This window comes from Pseudomonas sp. ASL7 (assembly GCF_056680375.1).
The window spans coordinates 1,328,739-1,353,752 of record NZ_CM155279.1 but is presented as its reverse complement, the minus strand read 5'-3'; the positions used below and the strand labels follow the sequence as shown (position 1 = coordinate 1,353,752).

The following is a 25,014-nucleotide window of genomic DNA, read 5'->3' as shown; positions in this document are numbered from 1 at the left end:
TCAAGCTCCCATCACCAGAATCAGCGTCGCGCAAACGCAGGCGTACAACGCGCCTTCGAACAACGCTTCATGCCAGACGAACCGCAGCACGCCCAAGCGGCGCAGGATCCAGTCCAGTAGCAAGAAAATCGGCAAGGCCAACAGCAATGCCTGGGCGATTGGCGGCACGTAAACGCCCCCCACTTCCAGATCAATGAGCAAGGACTGGCACTCCTTCTACGGCTGCGGGTTGAAAGTGATCGCGGTAGCGCTCCAGAAATGACACCACAATCAGCAGCGCCACACGCATCCTGAATACCGACCACAAGTGCTCATGAACATCGAGATGCAAGTCGTCCAATTCATCGCCCAGGATGCGCAAGTTTTCGAGCAGTTGCTCAAGGTCAATTCCATGGCGCCCGGCGACCAATCGTCCCGTTTCACGGACGGACACCAACAAACGGCTTTGTTGCCCGGCACTGAGCATCGTGTTGTTTTGCCCCTGTTGCCGGAGTTGGTTCAACGCCACTCCCAGTGCCATGCACCCGAGGCTGACTTCGAACAGTTCTCTGGATGGTTTGTCGTTGGCGGCTGGCAATAATCCCAACATCATGGTCAAGCGATCGACCAGGCGACTTTCAAACGCGAATTGCTGCTCGTCGGTGGCCGGTGTCTTCAACAAAGCGTAGACCTGCTCGCAGTTCTCATGGAACAGGCGGCGCATCCGCAAAACGGGCCTGAACGGGAAAATCAAGGCGTAGACACTCATTGCCAATGCGGCAGCGCAGATATACGCACCGGCAAACTCGAACCACTGAATGGCCGTGTTTTGGCCGACGCTTACGTTTTGCGGGCCCAGCAACAGAATCGTCGTCAGGCCAAGTCCAATGCCTGTGCCCGTGGTTGCCGGACTGGACAGCCCCACCGCAACGGCATACAGCAAGGGGGCGAGCAACAAGGCGAACAACTCGAAGTCACTGATCATGGGTACCAGCAAGAACAGATACAGCGCCGACACCACCAAGGCCAGTGCCAATCCCTTGGCAAAGCTTTGGCTGGCCAGTAACGGTCGCGGAAACGTCGCCATCAGCGAGCAGAGAATCCCCAACACAACCATCCCGCCACGAGCCCCGTCCCAACCGGTCTCGATCCATATCAGTCCGGCGACCAGTAACGCAGTAAAGGCCCGGATTGCATTCATCGCCGCCAAGGTGAAGTCCAGATGCAAAGGGTTATCCTGGCCGCGAAACACGCAACTTGCTTCGCGCTCCTCCTGAATAGCGTCGCTCAACTCCAGAATCTGCCCCAGTTGCTCCAGCATCCGCGCTTGCTCCCAGCGCAGTGCCCAGGCCAGTGAACGCAACGTGGCAGGCATGGTTTCGGTCAGTTGTTCAGCCTTATAGGCCTGGTCATCGAAACGCTGTTGCAGCGTACCGAAATGCTGGCGAGCCTCAGCTGATAATGAGCGTCCCCGACGGGCCAAATCGTCAAGAAAGGCCAGCTCTTCGGCACGCAATAGCTGTATTTCTTCCGGCAGCGCTCCTTCCCAGCGCTCGGCGAGCAGCTCCCGCTGGTGGCGCAAAGCCGTCAGCCGCGAGGTCAGGAGCACCAACTGATTACCCAGCAATTGCACCAGCCCGTTGGCGCTGCGCAAACGTGGCGCATCGAAATACAAGTGCCGACGCACACCCTCCAGGGCACTGATCGCACCTAACAGCTGCATTTGCCGCCGATGAAAATCAGCCTCGCTTTCTTCGGTTCGAATGACAGCGGCCGCGTGGGTCGCGAGCAGCTTGATCACTTGATCGATCTTGGCGAAGTAATCCCGGGCAACGCTCTCCGGTCGGGCTGTCAGCAGGCTCACAACACACACGCAGGCCACCGCCAGCAGCGTTTCGGTCACACGGGTGACCGCCAGCAGAAACGTGCCCTCCTGATCAGGCACCGCCAGCAGTGCCACGACCACCGCCGTATAGCCACTCAGCACAAATGCCTGAGAACTGGTGTAGCGCAACAACGTGCCCCCGGCGGTACACAGCGCCAGCCACAAGGCCAGGGTGAGGATGAAAGGCAGTGGCGCCTGGGGGAAAATCGCCATGATCAACACCGCAACCACCGCCCCCAACGTGGTGCCGATGACCTGGCCGAAGCTTCGTGCGAGGGCCATGCCACCCAAGGGCTGGCTGACGATGACCACCGCCATGATCGACCATTTGGGCTGATCGAGGTCGAACAGGAAGGCCAGATACAGCGTCAACAGCCCGGCCGCGATGGTTCTCAAGGCAAACAACAACACACCTGGCCCGGGGTTGAGCATCGCCTTGAAGTATTGAAGCAGCGGTTGCATGGGAGCGCTCGCAGAGGCATCTCCAGCAAGCGTAGTCACTCCATCGGTGTGCTGACGGGTTTCACTGTCGACACGACGTTTAGACAAAAACGCCGATGGAGCAGTCGTTATCGATAGATACGCTCGATGAACCCGTCAGCCATAACGATTGGACAGACCCTCACCGCACTCCTACGCTGCAACCGCTGCGAAAGCGTCACTTGAAAAAAAGCCCTGCCCATGATTGTCCGTGCCAAGCCGAACCTGATCGGCATCCTGTTTTCCCTAAAAGGCTCGATTGCCAAGCGCATTGCTTTGCGCAGTCTATTGGTCACGCTGCTGGCCTCAGTGATTGTGCTGGTGGAGACCTGGCATCCCGCGTACTTCTCCAAGGTCAACGCCACGCCTTTCACCTTGCTGGGCCTGTCGCTGTCGATCTTCATGAGTTTTCGCAATAACGCCTGTTACGACCGCTGGTGGGAGGGCCGCAAGCAGCTCGGGCAGCTGATCATCGAAGTGCGCTCGCTGATTCGCCAGACCCAAGGGCTGATGGATGCGGCTGAACGAACGCTGCTGTTGCGCGAGCTCTGTGGTTTCGCCCATGGTTTGATCGCCCGCCTGCGCGTGGAGGACGAGTTGACTGCCATCAAGCCCTGGACGCAACACGCCATGGATACCGGTCACCCGAACATGACGGATGCGCTGCTCCAGCGCATCGGTGGCCAATTCTCGGCACTGGCCCAACGCGACCACATCAGCGAATGGCGTTACACCCAACTGGAATCCCGGCTGGTCAGCCTGAGTCAGGTTCAAGCCAGCTGTGAACGAATCAAAAGTACGCCGCTGCCCTTCCCCTACACATTGTTACTGCACCGCACGATTTACCTGTTCTGCATCCTGCTGCCGTTTGCCATGGCCGAACCGCTGGGTTGGTTGACACCCGTGTTCACCGCCATTGTCAGCTACACCTTTTTTGGCCTCGACGAAATCGGCGACGACCTTGAAGACCCGTTCGGCTTCGATGAGAACGATCTGCCGTGCAATGCGATTTTGCGTACCCTGGAGCGTGAAGTGCTGGCGGCATTGGGGCAAACCGAGTTGCCGCCGGCCCTTGAACCGATTGAGTACGTGCTGAACTGAGTCAGGGTTTGACTCACAGCCTTGCCTGACCGAAGCTGACACCTTTGCAAAAGCTTGCCAGCTACCGGATTCCTGCATGCCCCAGTTCCGCCGCTACCTGCTCATCAGCGTCTGCGCCTTGTTCGCCATTGGCCTTGCCTGGTTTTTCCTGCGCAACACCCCCCCTGTGGTGCCGGAGGCGATCCAGCGCGGCTACAGTGAAGCGCTTACAAAGGCTCGCGCAGGTCAACCGGGGGCCGCGCGGGTTCTGTACCAGCAACTCGGCCGCCCCGACATTTCACCCAAACGGCGCATCTGGCTGCTTGCCGAGCTGCCTAACTACCCAAGCTCCGTGGCCTTGAAACTGGCGGATGCGGACCTGCAACACCCGGCGCCCGAGGTGCGCATCGCAGCGATCAAAAGCGTTAGTGAGCTAGTGCCCAACGGGCAACGCAGCCTGTTGCTCGGGCCATTGCTCGAAGACAGTGAACAAAGCGTACGGCTTGCCGCAGTGAACGCGTTGCTAGGACTCTCGCCGGATGACCTGGGTTTGTATTTCGGACCGTTGGAACAAGCCATTGATGCCTGGGAACAGGCGCTCAAAACCGCGCCGCCAAGCGCCGCCAACTTCTATCAACTGGCGCGGTTGCATCTGCACAACGCCGAATTGAAAGCAGCACAACAGGCACTCGAACAGACATTGCAGCTGGACCCCGACAGCCTGCCGGCACTGGTGATGCAGATCGATGTGCTGGATAAACAAGGTCAAAGCGACGCTGCCCAGCAACTGCTGGCCAAGCAACTGCAGACTCAACCCCAATCGGCCTACCTGCAACATGCCTTGGGCCTATGGCTGCTGCATCACGGCCAAAGTGAATTCGCCGTGCTCGGTCTGTCCAAGGCCGTGGAGCTTGAGCCCGATAACAAGGATTACCGCTACGACCTGGCCACCACGCTGCATGGCGAGGAAGAGCTTGAAGCGGCGCAAAAGCAACTGCAGGAAATCGTCCAGCGCCACCCCGCCGACCGTAAGGCACGGGTGTTATTGATCAACTACTGGAAGGAAAGCGGACAACTGCAGAACGTGCAGGTCCTCTTGGCGCAGCTGGAACAGATGAACCCGGACGATCCGGCGTTGCAGCAAGGGCTCTAAAAGATCCCCCTGTAGGAGCGAGCTTGCTCGCGATGGACGTGAACGATGACGTGTTCTTGCTGGACAAACCCATTGTTCTAAAGTCAATCGCGAGCAAGCTCGCTCCTACAGTTTTAGCGTAAAAAGTGTTGAACGCTCGTCGCGGCCAAGGGTCAAGTGAACAGGCAGCTCATTCAGGTACGTAAGACCTGCTGCCTCGTTTCCCCTAGTCATGAGAGGGCATTTTTTGTCTGGATCAAACGAGTTGTTCAGCGCAAAAGCCGCCACGGGCATTGACGGTCTGAATGACATTTTGGCCGGTGGATTGTCTCGCGGCCATGTGTTTTTGCTTGAGGGTGAACCCGGAACCGGCAAAACCACTGTCGCCTTGCATTTTCTGTTGGCCGGCGCGCAAGCCGGCGAGCGCTCGTTATACATCACGTTATCGGAAACCGAGCGAGAGCTTCGCCAGGGGGCGTTGTCCCATGGTTGGGAGCTGGATGAGAACATCCACATCTTCGAACTGACGCCGCCGGAAAGCCTGCTCAATGCCGAGCATCAGCAGAGCCTTCTGTACTCCTCCGACCTGGAGTTGGGTGAAGCCACCAAGCAGATTTTCGAAGTCGTTGAACGGGTCAAGCCTACCCGTGTGGTGCTCGACAGCCTTTCGGAAATACGTCTGCTGGCTCAAAGTTCCCTGCGTTACCGTCGCCAGATCCTCGCGATCAAACACTACTTTGTGCGGTATGACGCCACCGTGCTGCTGCTGGACGACCTGACCACCGAGTCCCTCGACAAGACCGTGCACAGTGTGGCGCACGGTGTTATTTGCCTGGAAGAACTGACCCCCAACTATGGCGCTGAACGTCGGCGGATCCGCGTGGTGAAGTACCGCGGCCAGAAATACCGTGGCGGCTATCATGACTTCACCCTCTTGGGTGACGGCGTGCATGTGTTCCCGCGCCTGGTGGCCGCCGAGCATCGAGGGGGGTATACCCGTCAGCAATTGACCAGCGGCATCCGGGAAATGGACGCCCTGCTCGGGGGCGGTATCGAGACCGGTTCCAGCACCTTGATATTGGGCCCCGCCGGGACTGGCAAATCCTTGATCTCGATGATCTTCGCGGCGGCCGCCGTGGCCCGGGGGGAGAAAGCCGCGCTGTTTATTTTCGATGAGGAATTGGGCTTGTTGTTCGAGCGCATGAAAAACATGGGCATCGACCTGCAGGCACTCCAAGACACCGGCAACCTGCTGATCGAGCAAGTGGATGCGGCGCAATTGTGCCCCGGCGAATTTTCCCACCGGGTGCGTTGCTGCGTTGACGAGCGCGGTATCAAGACCGTGGTCATCGACAGTATCAACGGCTACCAGGCGGCGATGCCTGAAGAAAACACCCTGATATTGCACATGCACGAATTGTTGCTTTACCTCAATCGCCAGGGTGCCGCGACCTTCATGACCGTCGCCCAGCATGGCTTGGTGGGTGATATGCAGGCCCCCGTCGATATCACTTACCTGGCCGATACGGTCATCCTGCTGCGCTACTTCGAAGCGCTCGGCAAGGTTCGGCGGGCAATTTCGATCATCAAGAAGCGCACGGGCAGCCATGAGTCGACCATTCGCGAATACCGCATCAGCGGTCGCGGCATGACCATCGGTGAACCTCTGGACGCGTTCCAGGGCGTATTGCGCGGCGTGCCGACTTATCTGGGTGCGAACAAGCCATTGCTCGGGGACGAAACCCCGTGACGGTTGAGGAAGCGATGTCTGAGCGCGCGATCATTCTCGCGCCGCTGGGACGCGACGGCCAGATTGCGCTGATGATGCTCAACGAGGCTGGCTACGATGGCGTCGTTACACGAGATCTGACCGGACTTTGCAGCGAGTTGGTGCATGGCGCCGGATTACTGCTGATCGCCTCCGAGGCGATCCTGGGGGGTGATCTTCAACCGCTGTTCAGTCTGATTGAGCGACAACCCACCTGGTCGGACCTGCCCATTGTATTGCTGACCCACCATGGCGGCCCGGAACAGGACCCTGCGTCGCGCTTCGGCCCGCAACTGGGCAACGTCACGTTTCTTGAACGCCCTTTTCATCCGGTGACGTTGATCAGTCTGGTGACCACTGCATTGCGCGGTCGCCGACGACAGTATGAAGCCCGAGACCGGCTGATCGACTTGAGTCAAAGCGAACTGCGCCTGCAAACCACCCTCGAAACCCTCGAACAGCAAGTCGAGGAACGGACTGCACAGCTACGACACAAAGAAGAGGCCCTGCGCCAGTCGCAGAAAATGGAAGCCGTCGGCCAACTCACTGGCGGTATTGCCCACGACTTCAACAACATGCTCACCGGCATCATCGGTAGCCTGGAGCTGCTGCGCAGGCGTCTGGCGCGTGGACGTACAGACGATCTGGACAGCCTGATCGACCTCGGCGTGACATCGGCCAACCGGGCGGCGGCCCTGACCCACCGTTTGCTGGCGTTTTCCCGTCGCCAGTCGCTGGATTCCAAACCCGTGGAGATGAACACGCTGGTGGTGTCCATGGGTGAACTGTTGCAACGCAGCATTAACGAAAGTATTCAGCTGGACATGCAGTTGAGCGAAGACTTGTGGGTCGCCGAGGCTGATCCCAACCAACTGGAAAGCGCCCTGCTCAATCTGGTGATCAACGCACGAGATGCCATGCCCGGTGGCGGCAGACTGGTGGTCAATACCGCAAATCAGCACCTGGCCATCGGCGCCACCGAAACCCAGGGCAACCTGGACCCAGGTGATTACGTGGTCTTGAGTGTCACCGACACCGGATGTGGCATGCCGCAAAGCACTATTGACCGCGCCTTCGACCCCTTCTTTACCACCAAGCCGATTGGCCAGGGCACGGGCCTTGGGCTGTCGATGATCTATGGTTTTACCAAGCAATCGCGCGGCCACGTTGCCATCCGCAGCGACGTCGGCGAAGGCACCACCGTGACGCTGTTTCTACCGCGTTTCGGTGGTGATATACCGCAGCACAGCCCGGTGAATGTCCATCACGCACCCTTTGCACAGAATGGCGAAACCGTTTTGATCGTCGAGGACGATCCGGCGGTACGGGTGCTGGTGAGCACGGTGCTGAGCGAGTTGGGTTATGCCTTTGTCGAGGCTGGCAATGGCGACAGCGCGGTACCGATTCTGGATTCCACGCAACGTATCGACCTGTTGATCAGTGATGTCGGGTTGCCGGGCATGAACGGCCGGCAACTGGCAGAAATTGGCCGACAGTATCGGCCTGACCTCAAGGTGTTGTTCATCACCGGTTATGCAGAACACGCTGCGGTGCGCGCAGGGTTCCTCGATCCAGGCATGCAGATGATCACCAAGCCGTTCACCTTCGACCTGTTGACCGCAAAGGTGCGAGAGATGATCCGGATCTGATGCGTGCCCTTGTAGGAGCGAGCTTGCTCGCGAAGAATTCGAAGGCGACGCATTTTTCCAGACAGTATGCGTCATCGTTTACGTCCATCGCGAGCAAGCTCGCTCCTACAAAGAACGTTACGAGAGCATTTCCTGCATCAGCTCTTGCAGAACATCCAGATCGAACGGCTTGCCCAGGATCGGTGCCTTGCGGGTGATCGGGCTATCGGTCTCGCGGATTTCCTGCGGATAACCGCTGATAAAGATCACCTTGAGTTCCGGTCGCAGTTTCACCGCTGGTTCGGCGATCTGAACCCCAGAGATTCCACCTGGCAGGCGAAAGTCGGTGATCATCATGTCCAGGTGCGGTTTGCTTGCGAGAATTTCAAAGGCCTGCTCGCCGTTTTCGGCCTGCAGTACCCGGTAGCCCTCCCCTGACAGATAGGCAGAAAGCACCATCAGGATCGAGGGGTCATCTTCGACGATCAATACGACGTCTTGTGCATCTTCACTCATGGGAAGCCTTTGTTCGGTCAGTAGCTGCTGATACGACCGTGAGGTCGCTCAGAGGTTGCGTTTACCTGGCTGTTTTCCTACAGCGGCAGACAAACGCGAAACAAGGCGCCTTCGCCAATCCGGCTTTCGACGGTAATGGAACCGCCATGGGCGGTCACAATTTGTTCAGAAATAAACAAGCCCAGGCCCAACCCGGCAACGGCGTGTTTGGCCGAGACACGCTCGAACTGCTGGAAAATACGTTTCTGGTTCTCCTCACCGATACCGATCCCCTGATCGCGCACGTCCACCCGCGCCTGATTGTTTTCACTGTACACCTTAACGGTGATCGGACTCTTGGCGCCGTAACGCAACGCGTTGGTCAGCAAGTTGGAAATCACCTGTTCAATGCGAAACTCGTCCCAGCTGCCGACCACGGGCTGCTCAGCCTCCAGGGTGACCGAAGATTGTGCGGCGTCGATCTGCGGTGCGAAATTCTGCAACAGGCCACGAACCAGTGCCGAGAGATCGAAGCGTTTCGGTCGAATCGACAGTTTGCCGGTACGAATGCGCGACACATCGAGCATGTCTTCAATCAAACGGATCAGGCTTTTGATCTGCCGTTCGTCGCGGTCGACCATCGCGTGCATCTTATCCATGGTGAACGCCGCGACGTTATTTCGGGCCAGGTGCATCTTGCGCAGCTGGGTTTCGAGAATCAGGCCATTGAGCGGCGTGCGGACTTCGTGGGCGACGATGGACATGAAGTCATCGCGCATGCGCACCGCTTGCTCCAGCTCCAGCTGGGTGCTCTGCAACTGTTTGAGCAAGGCTTCCTGCTCCCGGCGACTCTCCTCCAGCGCTTCGACCTGCAGCTTCATTTCCTTGCGCTGGCGAAACAGTTCGACGAATACGTTGACCTTGCTCTTGACCGCGTGGATATCCAAAGGTTTGTAAAGGAAGTCCACGGCGCCGCTTTCATAGCCCTTGAATGCATAGTTCAGTTCACGGCCCGCCGCGCTGACGAAGACGATCGGGATGTTTTTAGTCTTTTCCGTGCCGCGCATCAACTCGGCCAGCTCAAAGCCATTCATATCGGGCATCTGCACGTCGAGAATGGCCAGCGCGAATTCGTGTTGCAGCAATAACGACAGGGCTTCATCAGCGGACAGCGCTTTGTAGACCAGACGGTCTTCACGCTTGATCAGCGCTTCGAGCGCCAACAGGTTCTCCGGCAGATCGTCGACGATCAGCAGTTTGGCTTGGAAGTTACTTAACATGCGATTTGTTCCAGCTCGACAAGCAGACGGCCGATGCCGCGTATAGGGAGAATGTGGTCTGGCTGGTGTATGGCAAGCGCAGCCTTGGGCATCGTCGCGACCTGGGCCTCGTTCGGGTCCTGCACGATGGTCATGCCACCGCGAAGTTTGACCTGAGCCAGGCCGCGCGCACCATCGCGATTGGCACCGGTTAACAGCACCGCTGCCAGCGCGGCACCGTAAGCGTCGGCGGCCGATTCGAACAGGTAATCGATGGAGGGTCGCGAATGGTGCACGCGGGGTTCCAGGCTCAAGGAAAAACTGCGGTCTTGCTCCACCGACAGGTGATAGCCCGGGCCCGCGAAATACAGCGTTCCGGCCTCGACCCGCGTCTTGTCGCGGGCTTCAAGAACCGGCAGTGAAACTCGCCGCGCAAACACTTCAGTCAATGGGCTGCGACGCTCATCCGGCAGGTGCAGCACCACAATGATCGGCAGGGCATACCCTTCTCGCAGTGGGCCGAGGATATTCAGCAATGCCTCCACACCGCCAGCAGAAGCGCCGATCACGATAGCCTCTATGGAAGGCAAGCCCGCTGCACTGCTCATAATTTGCGGTAGATCCGTTCGTGTTTGACCAAGGGCTCGAACCGGTTGCCAAAGGCCGAAAAATCCAGGGTTTCCTTGCTGCCCAGCACCAGGAAGCCCCGATGACACAGGGACTCGTGGAACAAGCCAAACGCACGATCCTGAAGCTTTTTGTTGAAATAAATCAAAACGTTACGACACGAAATTAACTGAGTTTCTGAAAAAACACTGTCGGTGGCCAGGCTGTGATCGGCGAAGGTCACGTTTTCACACAGTGTCTTGTCGAAAATCGCGTACCCGTACGCCGCCGTGTAGTAGTCGGCGAACGAACACTGGCCACCTGCCTGCTGGTAGTTAGAAGTGTAGGCGCGGACGTTCTCCATCGAGAAAATTCCTTGCTTGGCCTTTTCCAGCGAGCGCGGATTGATGTCGGTGGCGTAGATAATGGTGCGATCCAGCAAGCCCTCTTCGCGCAGCAAAATCGCCATCGAGTAGACCTCTTCACCGGTGCTGCAACCGGCGATCCATATCTTGATCGAGGGATAGGTCTTGAGCAGCGGGACCACTTCCTGACGCAGTGCCAGGAAGTGCGAAGGGTCGCGGAACATCTCGCTGACAGGGATCGTCAGCAATTGCAGTAATTGCATGAACGCGGTGGGATCGTGCAGCACCTTTTCCTGCAACGCTGAAATGGTCGCGCACTCGAACTGGCTTAATGCGTGGCTGACCCGGCGCTTGATCGAGGCGCCGGAGTAATCGCGAAAGTCATAGCTGTACTTGAGATAGATCGCCTCGATCAACAAGCGCAATTCAATTTCAGTATTTCGCTCCACTAGATACGTTCCATTTTCGGTAACCACACACGAATCAGCGAGAACAGGCGGTCCAGGTCAATGGGCTTGGCCAGGTAATCGTTGGCGCCAGCCAGCAGGCAGCGTTCCTGATCGTCTTTCATGGCCTTGGCCGTCACCGCAATGATCGGCAGTTTGCGCCAGCGCGGGTCCTTGCGGATCTCGAGGGTGGCTTCAAAACCGTCCATCTCAGGCATCATCACGTCCATCAGCACCAGATCGATGTCCTCAACCTCATTCAATTTTTCAATCGCTTCACGACCGTTCCGGCCGATGACCACGACTGCGCCTTTTTGCTCCAGCGCACTGGTGAGGGCGAAGATATTGCGTACATCGTCGTCCACCAGCAGTACTTTGCGACCCTCGAAGACCTTATCGCGGCTGCGCGCGGTCTTGAGCATCCTCTGTCGTTCTTGAGACAACCTGGATTCGACTTTGTGCAGAAAGAGTGTCACTTCGTCCAGCAAACGCTCGGGTGAGCGCGCGCCCTTGATGATGATCGAACGGGAATACTTGCGCAGTTCGTTCTCCTCATTCCGGGTCAGGTTACGGCCGGTGTAGACAATCACTGGCGGGAACGAGCAGATATCCTCGGTCGACATACGCTTAAGCAGATCGTTGCCGAGCATGTCAGGCAGCTTCAGGTCGATGATCATGCAGTCGAAAATCGTTGTGCGCAGCAGGTCCAGGGCTTCCTGAGCGAAACCTACCGCCGTGATTTCGATGTCATCGTCACCAATCAACCGGGCAATGCTGTCGCGCTGCAAATCATCGTCTTCGACCAGCAGGACCCGTTTGACTTTCTGTGTCAGTTTGGCTTCAAGACGGGCAAACACATCCTTGAGTTCTTCGCGGGTGGTCGGTTTGACCGCGTAACCGATAGCGCCCATGTGCATGGCCGTTTCGACTCGATCTTCGACGGAGATAATGTGCACCGGAATGTGCCGGGTTTCAGCGTGCTCCTTCAGGCGTTGCAACACGGTCAGCCCGGAATGATCCGGCAGACGCATGTCTAGAAGTATGGCGTCCGGGAGAAACTCCTTGGCCAGGTCGTAGCCTTCGTCCGCGCCGTGCGCCACCAGGCACTGATAACCCAGTTCGTGCGCCAGGTCGTAGAGAATGTGCGCAAAGTTCGGCTCATCTTCCACCACCAGCATGCAACGCGTCGTGAACGGTGCCTTCGCGCGGTCATCATCGAAATGCGCGATGGCAGCCTCCGCGACCAACGGCACCGGGGCGGCGGGCGCCACTCTCGGCGCTACGGCAACCGGCGAAGCTTTCATCGGCTCGACAGGACATTCCCCCCGTTCAACGTATTGCTGCGGCAAGACCAGGGTGAACACGCTGCCCTGCCCTGGTTCGCTGGTGATGCTGATGGAACCGCCCAGCAATGCGGCCAGGTCTCGAGAAATCGACAACCCCAGGCCCGTGCCGCCGTACCGGCGATTGGTGGTGCCATCGGCCTGACGGAACGCTTCAAAAATACTTTCCCGTTGATCCTCTGCAATGCCGATCCCGGAATCGCGGACAATAAAGGCGATGCCTTGTTTGGGTTGGCTGGCAACCGTCAGGCTGACGGAGCCCTTTTCAGTGAACTTCACCGCGTTCGACAGCAGGTTCTTGATGACCTGCTCCAGACGCTGGCGGTCGGTGAACATCATCAGCGGCGCGTCTGGCTGCAACTCGACGTGGAAGTCCAGCTTCTTATCCGCCGCCAATGGCTCGAACATTGCGCGCAAGCCGTCCACCAGACGAGAGACGCTGGTGTTCTCCGGGCGCATCTCCAGCTTGCCGGCCTCGACCTTGGAAATGTCGAGGATGTCGTTGATCAAATTGAGCAAGTCATTGCCGGCCGAATAAATCGACTCGGCGAACTTGACCTGCTCAGGGGTGAGGTTTTCCTGGGGGTTTTGCGCCAGCAATTTGGCCAGGATCAACGAACTGTTCAGCGGCGTGCGCAATTCATGAGACATATTGGCGAGGAATTCGGACTTGTATTTGCTTGAACGCTGCAACTCTTCGGCGCGGTCTTCGAGCTGTATCTGGGCCTGACTGAGTTCGGTATTTTTCAGGTCCATGGCGTCGCGCTGGTCGGCCAGGATCTGCGCCTGTTCGGCGAGCTGCTCGTTGGTCTGTTCCAGCTCGACCTGCTGGGTTTCCAGATGCGCCTGGGACTCCTTGAGAATCCGCGACTGCTCTTCGAGCTCTTCGTTGGCCGTCTTCAGCTCTTCTTGCTGGACTTGCAACTCTTCGTTGAGTTGTTGGGTTTCGGCCAGCACTTCCTGCAAGCGCTGGCGATAGCGGGCGGCCTCGATCGAGGTGCCGATGTTACCGGCAATCAGCTCGAGCAATTCAACGTCACGGTCGGTTATCGGGCGCAGGAAGCCCAACTCGATGACACCATTGACGCGATTGTCATCGCAGGTCGGCACCACCAGCACGCTGTGCGGCAGACCTTCGCCGATTCCGGAACTGACTTTGAAGTAGCCCTCAGGCACCGAGTCGAGGCGAATCAGGCGAGCCTGTTGCGCCACCTGCCCGGCAATCCCTTCTTCATTGTAAATATGCTGTTCGCGCGCTTCTTCCTCGCGGGAGAAACCATAAGACGCGATGCGATTGAGACCGCCATGATCCTCACGCACATAGATAGCGGCCACGGCGGTGCCGAGGTATTGCGCACAAAACTGCAGAATATTGCGGCCCAGTACATTCAGGCTCAGTTGCCCCAACACTTGTTCGGCCAGCTCGGTCTGGCCGTTGCGCAACCAGGCTTGCTGTTCCAGGCGACGGGCACTGGCCTGTTGGGCGGCGAGGTTGGTGCTGTAACTCTGGGAAAGGGTGAGTAAATCCCGACGACCGATATAGGCCAGCAACCCGCTGATACCGGCGATGAACAACAGATAAAGGCCGATACTCCAGATCGTGGCGCTGCGCACTTCTTCGTTACGCGTGGTGCGCAACTGCTGCTCGGTGTCGATCACGTCTTCGTACTGTTTACGAATATCATCGGTCAACCGTTTGCCGCGCCCGGCCTTGACCGCGCTGCGATAATCACCGGCACTGCGCTGCAAATCGATCATTGACTGTGCGTAATCGCCCCATTCCTTCTGCATGGCCTCCAGCCTGTGCAGACGGTCGGTCTGAACCGGATTGTCGGCTGTCAACTCCAACAGGGTGTTGAGGGCGACGGTAATTCTCGGCTTGGCCGTTTCGTAGGGGTCAAGAAAATGCTCGTCACTCGTGAGTAGAAAGCCGCGCAACCCGGTTTCCAGATCAACCGTCAGTTTCACCGCTTCATTGGCGTTATTGATCACCCGGTCGGTGTGCTCGACCCACTGGATCACCGACAGCAAATAAGTGATCAGTGAAACAAAGAATACCGCGCTGAGCACGCCGAGGCCCAACGGCAGGCTGATGTTGCGGCTCAGGAGCTTGCGGAATCGTTGCTCATCAACGGAAGACGGAGGGGTCATGGGGAGGCCTTGTCGAACTGTTGAAAACCAAGGAGTTTGCCCCAAAAACGGCACATTGTTCCAATTTTCTGATACGTTTTCGCGCAAAACCCTACATTCAGACGCGCCGATGCAAAGGAGCGGTTATCCTTGCCGTGTCTTGTGTGGCTATTCTTTTTTGTAACGCAGTGGGAACTTGTCGGGTTCTGCCACTTACTCATGCAAGAGCCCGGCAATTCCATTGACCGGCAACCGCGAAATCAACTGTTGAGAACTCCTATTATGTCCGCCGAACAATCCATCATCCTGGTCGTCGAAGACGACGACATCGTGCGGATGCTGATCATCGATGTTCTGGAGGAACTGGAGTACGAGGTGCTTGAGGCCGAGAGTAGCGAAAAGGCGCTGGAGTTTCTCAATGATGAAGACCAGTACATCGACCTGATGATGACCGACGTCGGCTTGCCGGTGATGGATGGCCGTGAACTGGCCAAGCAAGCGCGTATGCTGCGACCCGAGTTGCCTATCCTGTTCGCCAGTGGTTATGCCGAAAACGTCGAGGTGCCGGCGGGCATGGCGATCATCGGCAAGCCGTTCTCCATTGACCAGTTGCGGGACAAGGTAAAAGACATTCTCGTAAGACCCTAGTTTCGGGCCGTGCAGGCACAAGGTTCGCCATCGGCTGTGGTTTAATCACGGCCCGTTTTTATCCGCATCCCCTGCCCGCTTCAAGGAACCACCCTGCATGAGTCAACCCCACGCCACCAAAGTCCTGGTCATCGGTTACGTCTGGCCTGAGCCCCGCTCTTCCGCGGCCGGTGGGCATATGATGCAAATCCTTGAGACCTTCTTGCAGCAGAGCTGGGACATCACTTTCAGCAGCCCGGCCGGCACCGGCGAACACCGGGCGGATCTTGCGGCGCTGGGTATTCGCGAAGTGGCTATCGAGTTGAATAACAGCAGTTTCGACACCTTCATCAGCGAACTGGCCCCGGATATTGTGCTGTTCGACCGCTTCATGATGGAAGAGCAGTTCGGTTGGCGCGTCGAAAAACACTGCCCCGATGCCGTGCGCGTGCTTGAGACCTCAGACTTGCAAAGCCTGCGAAATGCCCGTCAGCGACGACTCAAGGAGCGTTTGAAAGCCAGTGACGACGCCAATGATTTCAGCGACTTGTTCGCGCCGGCGTTGCGCGAAGAGTTTGAGTTCATGGCCGATACCGATGTGGCCAAACGGGAAATCGCTGCCATTTATCGTTGCGACTTGAACCTGATGATCTCCGAAGTGGAAATCGAGCTGCTGGTCGAACAGTTCAACGTCCCACGCAACCTGCTGTTTTGGTGCCCGCTGATGGTTGATCTGCCGGTCACGCCTGCGCCGACCTTCGAGGATCGGGCGCACTTTCTTCATATTGGCAACTTCCGTCATGCACCCAACTGGGACGCGGTGCTTTGGCTGAAGACCGTTATTTGGCCACTGATCCGTCAGCAATTACCCGGCGCTCAGTTGCACATCTACGGCGCTTACACCCCGCCCAAAGCCACCGCGCTGCACAACGCAGCCCAGGGGTTTCACGTTATGAACTGGGCCGAAGATGCGCTGCAGGTCATGTCGGCGGCACGCGTGTGCCTGGCGCCGTTGCGTTTCGGTGCCGGCATCAAAGGCAAAATCGTCGACGCGATGATCTGTGGTACGCCGAACGTCACCACGCCGATGGGTGCCGAAGGCATGCACGGCGAAGCGCAATGGCCCGGAGCGGTGACCCGAACGGCCCAGGCGTTCGCCGATTGCGCCGTGCAGCTCTACCAGGACAAGACACAGTGGCTCGAGGCCCAGGCCCTTGGGTTGGACCTTCTGGCGAGTCGTTATCAGCAACACATCCATGGTCCGGCATTGATCGCACGACTCGACTATTGCCGCCAACATTTGTCGTCAATCAGAAGCGCTAATTTCACCGGCAGTATGCTGCGCCATCATCAACATAAGAGCACTCAATACATGGCGCAATGGATTGAAGCGAAAAACAAGTATCGTGAAGACGCCTAATCATTAAACTCCCCCATGTGAGAACCCTCTCCGTTTAAGCCTGATTAACTGTGCAAGGATGCACTATGAATATTGCTATCAATACAACTACGGCCAACCTCTCTTCTGTAGCCCAAGGCTTCGCACTTAATAGCTGGATGAGCGATATTCCTATTATCGATTCATTATCGCTTGCTCAACTGGTTCTACCAGGCGCTCATAATGCCGGCGTGGACAAGAAAGCCTCTTACTTCGCACCCGGCGCGAGCAACTGGGTCGCCTGCCAAAACAACTCTTTTTATTATCAACTGAACTCAGGAGCGCGCGCCCTTGATTTGAGACTAGGGTATGAAATCGCGGGTAATGGTGTCGGTACATTCTGGTTTGAGCATAACGGCTTTCGTTCCTCTCGCTCCCTGGAGAACCTGATCACCAGTGTGATCCGGTTTCTTCAGGAAAATCCTGACGAGTTTATCGTGCTGGATTTTCACCAATTGAATGCCGGCAGCCATTCATTCGACTACAAAGAATTCAACAGGCAGTTGTTGACTCATTTGGGTAACAGGATCATTCCATATGCAAATGCTTTCCTGTCACTGGGTGAGCTCAAGCAATTGAGCCCTGCCCGGCGGGTGCTGGTGGCTGCCGAGTATCATCCGCAGCTCGACTTGACCTATTTCCATCGAAAAATCGAGCACAAATGGAGCGGAATTTCGACGACCAGTGTCAGTGAGCTGAACGCGTATATAACGCAGGTCATGAAGTACCCTCCGAGCAGGGCCTTACCATGGTCACTTTCCGCGACCAGCTACCAAGTTGCGACAGGTCCGGTAAACATCGGGGCGTATATTGATCAGTGGTTTGATCCCGAGCTTAATGACTGGGCGACAAACAGCAGCATTATCAATACAGATTTTTTTGAAACATCGAATGTGGTACGCCACTGCCTGATGGCCAATCTGGTACGGGCGTATGCCAAATGATGGTGTATGGCGATGCCTTGCATCGGCACGCAGACACGCAAGGGTTTCGCAGGCTGGCCTTCGACGTCCGGAAAGAGGCATGATCAGGCTGCGATAACAAAAAAAGCACGCCTGACATGACCCGAGCCGCCAGAGTCACCGATCCTTCCTACGAACTGATGGACGACCACAACGGGTTGTCCATCATCTATCGCCAGCACGGGTTCCCCTGCCCCTTGGTGCGCTGGCATTTCCACAAGGAATACGAACTGCACCTGATTGTCGCCAGCTCCGGCAAAGTGTTCATTGGCGACTACATCGGCAACTTCTACCCCGAATCCCTGTTCCTCACCGGCCCCAACCTGCCCCACAACTGGATCAGTCAGGTGGCCGAAAACGAAGTGGTGCCAAAGCGCGACATGCTGGTCAACTTCACCGACGAGTTGTTCGACAGCGGCCATGTGGTGTTCGCCGAACTCAAGACGCTCGCGCCCTTGCTGGAGCGTGCGCAGTACGGCATCGAATTTCGCTGCAAGCGCACGATTCAGCAAGCGATGGACCTGATGCAACGAATTGCCGATACCCAAGGCATGACCCGGCTGGGGCACTTTTTCATTCTGCTGGAGTTGCTGGCAGCCTCTGACGATTATCAGTTGCTCTCTGGCGCGACGACCCCGCAATTGGCCGACGAACACAATGTCGATCGCACTAACCGGGCCGTGGATTACATCTTCGCGCATTACGCCCGGGAACTGCCGCTGGAAGAAGTCGCCGAACACCTGGGCATGAAGCCGACGTATTTCAGTCGCGTCTTCAAGCAAGCCACCGGGCGCTGTTTTATCGAATTCGTCAATCGCCTGCGCATCAGCAAATCCTGTGAGCTGCTGGCCGATGGCGACAAACCGGTGACCGATGTGTGCTTCGAGTCGGGGTTCAACAATATTTCCAACTTCAATCGGCGCTTTCAGCAATTGAAAGGCATGACGCCATCGCACTACCGGCGTCTGGCGGTGCAGCGGTTGACTGAGCAGAACCTCGGCTGATACCCAAGAATCCATGTGGGAGCGAGCCTGCTCGCGAAGGCGGTCTGTCAGTCACATCTACATAAGATGTGGCGCCGCTTTCGCGAGCAGGCTCGCTCCCACAGGTGATGTATTGCGACCCGAAACCTGTACGTATTCGATAACTGCACATCGCCGAAATGCCCTTCCCTGCGTATACCGCTGTAAAGCCCAGTGCAAAATAGTATCGATTAAAGTGCGATGGATGATTTGTCTCATCATCAATTGAACGTTGTAATCAGTGCACATTCTTCCTGCCCTCGGAAGACACAAAAACAATAACTGTCCTTCTGCAGCCCCATCGGGTGCAGAAAAGGAGTGCACGATGCAACCTTCTGTAAAAGCTCTGCTTTCCCTCTCTTGCATGACCCTCAGCAGTGTCAGCCTTGGCGCCCAGACCCTGACCATCGCTACCGTCAACAATAGCGACATGATCCGCATGCAAAAGCTTTCGAAAACCTTCGAGGCCGAGCACCCGGACATCAAGCTCAATTGGGTGGTGCTGGAAGAAAACGTCTTGCGCCAACGCCTGACCACTGACATCGCGACGCAGGGCGGGCAATTCGATGTGCTGACCATCGGCATGTACGAAGCCGCACTCTGGGGGGCCAAGGGTTGGCTGGAACCGATGAAGGACTTGCCGGCCTCGTATGCCCTGGACGACGTGTTCCCTTCGGTGCGCGAAGGCCTCTCGGTCAAGGGTTCGCTGTATGCCCTGCCGTTCTACGCCGAAAGCTCCATCACCTATTACCGCACCGACCTGTTCAAAGACGCCGGGCTGACCATGCCCGAGCACCCGACCTGGGAGCAGATCGGCGAATTCGCCAGCAAGCTCACCAACAAAGATAAAGAACAGTACGGCATTTGCCTGCGTGGCAAGGCCGGCTGGGGCGAGAACATGGCGTTGATTACCACCGTTGCCAATGCCTATGGCGCCCGCTGGTTCGATGAGAAATGGCAGCCGGAGTTCACCGGGGCCGAGTGGAAAAACGCGCTGAACTTCTACGTCGACACCATGAAAAACTCCGGCCCGCCGGGCGCCTCAAGCAACGGATTCAACGAAAACCTGGCGCTGTTCAACAGTGGCAAGTGCGCGATCTGGGTCGACGCCAGCGTCGCCGGCTCCTTCGTTACCGACAAGACCCAAAGCAAGGTCAGCGACCACGTCGGCTTTACCTACGCGCCGCACCAAGTCACCGATAAAGGTTCGGCCTGGCTCTATTCCTGGGCACTGGCGATCCCGACCAGTTCCAAGGCCAAGGACGCGGCGAAAGCCTTCAGTGCCTGGGCGACGTCGAAAGAATACGGCGCATTGGTTGCTGAAAAAGACGGCATCGCCAACGTTCCCCCAGGCACGCGGGCCTCGACCTACAGCGAGGCTTATATGAGCACTGCACCGTTCGCCAAGGTCACGCTGGAGTCGCTGAAAACGGCGGACCCGAGCAAGCCGACCCTCAAGCCCGTGCCGTATATCGGCATTCAACTGGTGACCATTCCTGAGTTTCAGGCCGTGGGCACCCAGGTCGGCAAGCTCTTCTCGGCAGCGTTGATCGGCCAGACCACGGTCGACCAGGCCCTGGCCGCCGCCCAGCAAACCACCGAACGTGAGATGAAGCGCGCCGGTTACCCCAAGTAACCCGCCATTTCAATGTGGGAGCGAGCCTGCTCGCGATGGTGTGTCAGTCGACATCGATGCACCAGACAGACCATCGCGAGCAGGCTCGCTCCCACAGTTGATCTTCATTTGTCTGTTCCTAATCGGTTTTAACGCCATGAATATTTCAACTGCCAACGCTCAAATGGACATTCCCCAACCCGTGCGCAAAAGCCGGCTGGCCAATCCCGGCTGGTTTCTGGTCAGCCCCTCGGTGGCATTGTTGCTGCTGTGGATGATCGTACCGCTGGGCATGACCCTCTACTTCTCGATGATTCGCTACAACCTGCTCAATCCGGGTGAAAACGAATTCATCGGGCTGGAGAATTTCACCTACTTCCTCAGCGACTCTGGCTTCCTCCCCGGTGCGACCAACACCCTGTTGCTGGTAGGCAGCGTGTTGCTGATCAGCGTGGTGTTTGGCGTCTTGATCAGTGCATTGCTGGAGGCCAGTGAGTTTTTCGGTCGCGGCATCGTGCGGGTCATGTTGATCTCGCCATTTTTCATCATGCCCACCGTCGGCGCGCTGATCTGGAAGAACCTGATATTCCACCCGGTCTCGGGGATTCTGGCCTACGCCTGGAAGCTGTTCGGCGCGCAACCGGTGGACTGGCTGGCGCACTACCCGCTGCTGTCGATCATCATCATTGTGTCCTGGCAATGGCTGCCCTTCGCGATCCTGATCCTGATGACCGCCATGCAGTCCCTCGACCAGGAACAGAAAGAAGCCGCGCGTCTCGACGGTGCCGGGCCCATCGCAATTTTCTGGCACCTGACCCTGCCGCACCTGGCGCGGCCGATTGCGGTGGTGGTGATGATCGAAACCATCTTCCTGCTCTCGGTGTTCGCCGAGATCTTCACCACAACCAACGGCGGTCCCGGCTACGCCTCGACCAACCTCGCCTACCTGATCTACAACCAGGCGCTGGTGCAGTTCGACGTCGGCATGGCGTCCGCCGGTGGTTTGATCGCGGTGGTGATTGCCAACATCGCGGCCATCGTGCTGGTGCGGATGATTGGCAAAAACCTGACAGACAAAGCCTGAGGCCTGCGCCATGACCCTTCAACAATCCCGTCGTCTGCAAAGCCTGCTGCTGGGCACCCTGGCCTGGGCCATCGCGATCCTGATCTTCTTTCCGATTTTCTGGATGGTGCTGACCAGTTTCAAAACCGAAATCGACGCGTTCGCCACGCCGCCGCAGTTCATCTTCATGCCGACGCTGGAGAACTACCTGCACATCAACGAGCGCAGCGATTACTTCAGCTTCGCCTGGAACTCGGTGGTGATTTCCTTTAGCGCCACTGCGCTTTGCTTGCTGATCGCGGTGCCGGCGGCTTACTCGATGGCGTTCTACGAAACCCAACGCACCAAGGGCACGCTGTTGTGGATGCTCTCCACCAAGATGCTGCCGCCGGTGGGCGTGCTGATGCCGATTTACCTGCTGGCCAAGAGCTTCGGCCTGCTCGATACGCGCATCGCCCTGATCGTGATTTACACGCTGATCAACCTGCCGATCGTGGTCTGGATGATTTACACCTACTTCAAGGACATCCCCAAAGACATCCTCGAAGCCGCGCGCCTCGACGGCGCAACGTTGTGGCAGGAAATGGTCCGGGTGCTGCTGCCGATCGCCAAGGGTGGCCTGGCGTCCACGGTTCTGCTGTCGCTGATCCTGTGCTGGAACGAGGCGTTCTGGTCACTGAACCTGACCTCGTCGAAAGCCGCGCCACTGACCGCGCTGATCGCTTCGTATTCCAGCCCTGAAGGGCTGTTCTGGGCCAAGTTGTCGGCCGTGTCGACACTGGCCTGCGCCCCGATCCTGATCTTCGGCTGGATCAGCCAGAAACAATTGGTCCGAGGCCTGTCGTTCGGCGCCGTGAAATGAACACAGTCCCTGTAGGAGCGAGCTCGCTCGCGATGGACGTGAACGATAACGCGCGCTGCCTGGAAGAACTCATAGTCCGGACGTTTTTCGCGAGCAAGCTCGCTCCTACAGAAAACAGTCCGGTTTAACGAATAAAACAAACGGAGGCCCATCACCATGGCCAACCTGAAAATCAAGAATCTGCAAAAACACTTCGAAGGCTTTTCCATCATCAAAGGCATCGACCTGGAAGTGAACGACAAGGAGTTCGTGGTCTTTGTCGGCCCGTCGGGCTGCGGTAAATCCACCTTGCTGCGTCTCATCGCCGGCCTTGAAGAAGTCAGCGGCGGCACCATTGAGCTCGATGGCCGCGACATCACTGAGGTCAGCCCGGCCAAGCGTGACCTGGCGATGGTATTCCAGACCTACGCCTTGTACCCGCACATGAGCGTGCGCAAAAACATGTCGTTTGCCCTCGATCTGGCCGGCGTACCGAAAGCTGAAGTCGAGAAAAAAGTCGGCGAAGCAGCACGCATCCTTGAACTCGGCCCGATGCTGGAACGCAAACCGAAGCAGCTGTCGGGCGGCCAGCGTCAACGCGTGGCCATCGGCCGGGCGATCGTGCGTAACCCGAAAATATTCCTGTTCGACGAACCTCTGTCCAACCTCGACGCCGCCCTGCGGGTGCAAATGCGTCTGGAGCTGCTGCGCCTGCACAAAGAACTGCAAGCCACAATGATCTACGTAACCCACGACCAGGTTGAAGCCATGACCATGGCCGACAAAGTCGTGGTGCTCAATGGCGGCAAAATCGAACAGGTCGGTTCGCCACTGGACCTCTATCACCAACCGGCCAACCTGTTTGTTGCTGGCTTTCTCGGCACGCCGAAAATGGGCTTCCTCAAGGGCAAAGTCACCCGCGTCGAACGTCAAAGTTGCGAGGTGCAACTCGATGCCGGCACCCGCATCACCCTGCCGTTGAGTGGCGCCAACCTGAGTGTCGGCGGCGCGGTGACGCTGGGCATTCGTCCCGAACACCTGGAGCTGGCACACACCGGCGATTGCACCTTGCAAGTCACTGCCGATGTCAGCGAACGCCTGGGCAGCGACACCTTCTGCCATGTGCTGACCTCGTCCGGTGAAGCGCTGACCCTGCGCGTTCGCGGTGACCTGGCCAGCCGCTATGGCGAAACCTTGAGCCTGCACCTGGACGCCGGACACTGCCATTTATTTGATGCCGATGGCGTGGCGTTGACCCGCCCACTGCGCGCCGCGGCCTGATGTCGAGAGCATGTGATGAAACTCAATAAACACAACCTCAACCGCCTCTCGGCGCAAGTCATCCTGCCCGCCTATGCCCTGAGCGACACTCGCCAAGGCATCGCGCACATTGGCGTCGGTGGCTTCCACCGCGCCCATCAGGCGTATTACACCGACGCGTTGATGAACTTGGGCGAAGGCCTGGACTGGGCCATTTGCGGGGTTGGCCTGCGCGCTGAAGATCGCCGTGCACGGGACGACCTGAAAGAACAGGATTACCTCTTCACCCTGTTCGAACTCGGCGATACCGACGACACCGAAGTCCGGGTCATCGGCGCAATCCGGGACATGCTGCTGGCCGAAGACGGCACGACAGCGCTGATCGACAAGCTCGCCAGCCCCGAGATCCGCATCGTTTCGTTGACCATCACCGAAGGCGGTTACTGCATCGACGACAGCAACGGCGAGTTCATGGCGCACCTGCCGCAGATTCAGCATGACCTGGCCAACCCGAACACGCCGAAAACCGTGTTCGGATTTCTCTGCGCGGCATTGGCCAAGCGCCGTGCTGCCGGCACACCCGCCTTCACCCTGATGTCCTGCGATAACCTGCCGCACAACGGCGCCGTCACCCGCAAAGCCCTGCTGGCGTTCGCTGCATTGCGCGATGCCGGACTGCGCGACTGGATCGCCAACCATGTCAGCTTCCCCAACGCCATGGTCGACCGCATCACGCCGATGACCAGCACCGAACATCGCCTGCAACTGGCCGACAAACATGCGGTCGACGATGCCTGGCCGGTGGTCTGCGAACCCTTTGTGCAGTGGGTGCTGGAAGACAAGTTCGTCAACGGTCGCCCGGCCTGGGAAAAGGTCGGCGTGCAATTCACTGATGACGTCACGCCTTATGAAGAGATGAAGATCAAACTGCTCAACGGCAGTCACCTGGCCCTGACGTATCTGGGGTTCTTGAAGGGTTACCGCTTCGTTCACGAAACCCTGAACGACCCACTGTTTGAGCGTTACGTGCGCGCCTACATGGACCTGGACGTGACACCACAGCTGTCATCCGTTCCGGGCATCGACCTGAGCGTTTACAAGAACACGCTGGTGGAGCGCTTCTCCAATCAAGCGATTGCCGATCAACTGGAACGGGTGTGTTCGGACGGTTCATCGAAGTTTCCCAAGTTCACGGTGCCGACCATCAACCGCTTGATTGCCGACGGCCAGGACACACGGCGCGCGGCGTTGGTAGTGGCGGCTTGGGCGTTGTATTTGAAGGGCGTGGATGAGAATGGCGATACCTACACCATTGCGGATCCACGGGCGGCGTTTTGTCAGGCACTGGTGGCGGATGATGCGTTGATGACGCAGCGGTTGCTGGGGGTCGAGGAGATTTTTGGTACGGCGATGGCGCATTCGCCCGAGTTTGTGGTGGCGTTTGAGTGGTGTTGCAACAGCTTGCGCGAGGTGGGTGTGACGCGGACGCTGGAGCGGGTGCTGGCGTAAGCACGGCGGTGAATCTGCCGCCGTCATCGCGAGCAGGCTCGCTCCCACATCAGTCCGTGTCCTCTGAAGATTTCCTGTGGG

Annotated in this window: 20 protein-coding genes; 13 read left to right on the top strand and 7 right to left on the bottom strand. The window is 57.8% G+C overall.

The genetic code is table 11. From position 1 onward, the window contains the following. Window positions 1-201, bottom strand: coding sequence for a DUF1656 domain-containing protein (locus AC1MDT_RS06295; RefSeq protein ID WP_480421207.1), 201 nt, complete (start codon window positions 199-201; stop codon window positions 1-3). Beyond that, window positions 191-2,326, bottom strand: a complete 2,136-nt coding sequence (locus AC1MDT_RS06290; protein WP_480421206.1) for an FUSC family protein — start codon at window positions 2,324-2,326, stop codon at window positions 191-193. The genes AC1MDT_RS06295 and AC1MDT_RS06290 overlap by 11 nt, the downstream gene beginning before the upstream one ends. A 219-nt stretch (window positions 2,327-2,545) precedes the next feature. On the opposite strand from AC1MDT_RS06290, the gene AC1MDT_RS06285 reads away from it, so the two are divergent. From AC1MDT_RS06285 to AC1MDT_RS06270, 4 genes are all read left to right on the top strand, one after another. After that, window positions 2,546-3,445, top strand: coding sequence for a bestrophin family protein (locus AC1MDT_RS06285; protein ID WP_480421205.1), 900 nt, complete (start codon window positions 2,546-2,548; stop codon window positions 3,443-3,445). A 76-nt stretch (window positions 3,446-3,521) separates the two neighbouring features. After that, window positions 3,522-4,577 (top strand): tetratricopeptide repeat protein, encoded by a 1,056-nt coding sequence (locus AC1MDT_RS06280; RefSeq protein ID WP_480421204.1) that lies wholly within the window; start codon window positions 3,522-3,524, stop codon window positions 4,575-4,577. 226 nt (window positions 4,578-4,803) lie between these two features. After that, entirely contained in the window at window positions 4,804-6,306 is a 1,503-nt protein-coding gene (locus AC1MDT_RS06275; protein ID WP_480421203.1) for an ATPase domain-containing protein, read from the top strand. A gap of 14 nt (window positions 6,307-6,320) precedes the next feature. Next, window positions 6,321-7,973, top strand: coding sequence for a response regulator (locus AC1MDT_RS06270; protein WP_480421202.1), 1,653 nt, complete (start codon window positions 6,321-6,323; stop codon window positions 7,971-7,973). Between the two features lie 117 nt (window positions 7,974-8,090). Here AC1MDT_RS06270 and AC1MDT_RS06265 read toward each other — a convergent pair whose 3' ends face one another. From AC1MDT_RS06265 to AC1MDT_RS06245, 5 genes are all read right to left on the bottom strand, one after another. Continuing rightward, entirely contained in the window at window positions 8,091-8,468 is a 378-nt protein-coding gene (locus AC1MDT_RS06265; RefSeq protein ID WP_059405185.1) for a response regulator, read from the bottom strand. A gap of 77 nt (window positions 8,469-8,545) precedes the next feature. Further along, window positions 8,546-9,727, bottom strand: coding sequence for a hybrid sensor histidine kinase/response regulator (locus AC1MDT_RS06260; protein ID WP_480421201.1), 1,182 nt, complete (start codon window positions 9,725-9,727; stop codon window positions 8,546-8,548). Next, complete coding sequence (locus tag AC1MDT_RS06255; RefSeq protein ID WP_480421200.1) at window positions 9,721-10,314, bottom strand: chemotaxis protein CheB; 594 nt, start codon at window positions 10,312-10,314, stop codon at window positions 9,721-9,723. The genes AC1MDT_RS06260 and AC1MDT_RS06255 overlap by 7 nt, the downstream gene beginning before the upstream one ends. Next, entirely contained in the window at window positions 10,311-11,126 is an 816-nt protein-coding gene (locus tag AC1MDT_RS06250) for a CheR family methyltransferase (RefSeq protein ID WP_480421199.1), read from the bottom strand. The genes AC1MDT_RS06255 and AC1MDT_RS06250 overlap by 4 nt, the downstream gene beginning before the upstream one ends. Continuing rightward, a complete protein-coding gene (locus tag AC1MDT_RS06245) occupies window positions 11,126-14,617 on the bottom strand; it encodes a response regulator (RefSeq protein ID WP_480421198.1) in 3,492 nt (1,163 codons plus the stop codon). Before AC1MDT_RS06245 ends, AC1MDT_RS06250 begins: the two co-directional genes overlap by 1 nt. Before the next feature lie 261 nt (window positions 14,618-14,878). Here AC1MDT_RS06245 and AC1MDT_RS06240 point away from each other — a divergent pair, with 261 nt between their 5' ends. From AC1MDT_RS06240 to AC1MDT_RS06200, 9 genes are all read left to right on the top strand, one after another. Next, window positions 14,879-15,244: a response regulator gene (locus AC1MDT_RS06240; RefSeq protein WP_480421197.1), complete on the top strand. Its 366-nt coding sequence runs from the start codon at window positions 14,879-14,881 to the stop codon at window positions 15,242-15,244. 97 nt (window positions 15,245-15,341) lie between these two features. Then, window positions 15,342-16,643 carry a glycosyltransferase gene (locus AC1MDT_RS06235; protein WP_480421196.1) on the top strand — a complete coding sequence of 434 codons (1,302 nt, stop codon included), beginning with the start codon at window positions 15,342-15,344 and terminating at the stop codon, window positions 16,641-16,643. 65 nt (window positions 16,644-16,708) lie between these two features. Then, on the top strand, window positions 16,709-17,605 hold the full coding sequence (locus AC1MDT_RS06230; protein ID WP_480421195.1) for a phosphatidylinositol-specific phospholipase C domain-containing protein: 897 nt from the start codon (window positions 16,709-16,711) through the stop codon (window positions 17,603-17,605). Window positions 17,606-17,721: 116 nt separating this feature from the next. Continuing rightward, window positions 17,722-18,627, top strand: coding sequence for a helix-turn-helix domain-containing protein (locus tag AC1MDT_RS06225; RefSeq protein WP_480421194.1), 906 nt, complete (start codon window positions 17,722-17,724; stop codon window positions 18,625-18,627). A gap of 343 nt (window positions 18,628-18,970) precedes the next feature. Next, window positions 18,971-20,281, top strand: coding sequence for an ABC transporter substrate-binding protein (locus AC1MDT_RS06220; RefSeq protein WP_480421193.1), 1,311 nt, complete (start codon window positions 18,971-18,973; stop codon window positions 20,279-20,281). A 163-nt stretch (window positions 20,282-20,444) separates the two neighbouring features. Beyond that, window positions 20,445-21,344: a carbohydrate ABC transporter permease gene (locus AC1MDT_RS06215; protein ID WP_480422715.1), complete on the top strand. Its 900-nt coding sequence runs from the start codon at window positions 20,445-20,447 to the stop codon at window positions 21,342-21,344. Window positions 21,345-21,354: 10 nt separating this feature from the next. Beyond that, window positions 21,355-22,185, top strand: coding sequence for a carbohydrate ABC transporter permease (locus tag AC1MDT_RS06210; RefSeq protein ID WP_462023298.1), 831 nt, complete (start codon window positions 21,355-21,357; stop codon window positions 22,183-22,185). A gap of 156 nt (window positions 22,186-22,341) precedes the next feature. Next, on the top strand, window positions 22,342-23,445 hold the full coding sequence (locus AC1MDT_RS06205; RefSeq protein WP_480421192.1) for an ABC transporter ATP-binding protein: 1,104 nt from the start codon (window positions 22,342-22,344) through the stop codon (window positions 23,443-23,445). A gap of 15 nt (window positions 23,446-23,460) precedes the next feature. Continuing rightward, on the top strand, window positions 23,461-24,933 hold the full coding sequence (locus tag AC1MDT_RS06200; protein WP_480421191.1) for a mannitol dehydrogenase family protein: 1,473 nt from the start codon (window positions 23,461-23,463) through the stop codon (window positions 24,931-24,933). Window positions 24,934-25,014: the final 81 nt, after the last annotated feature.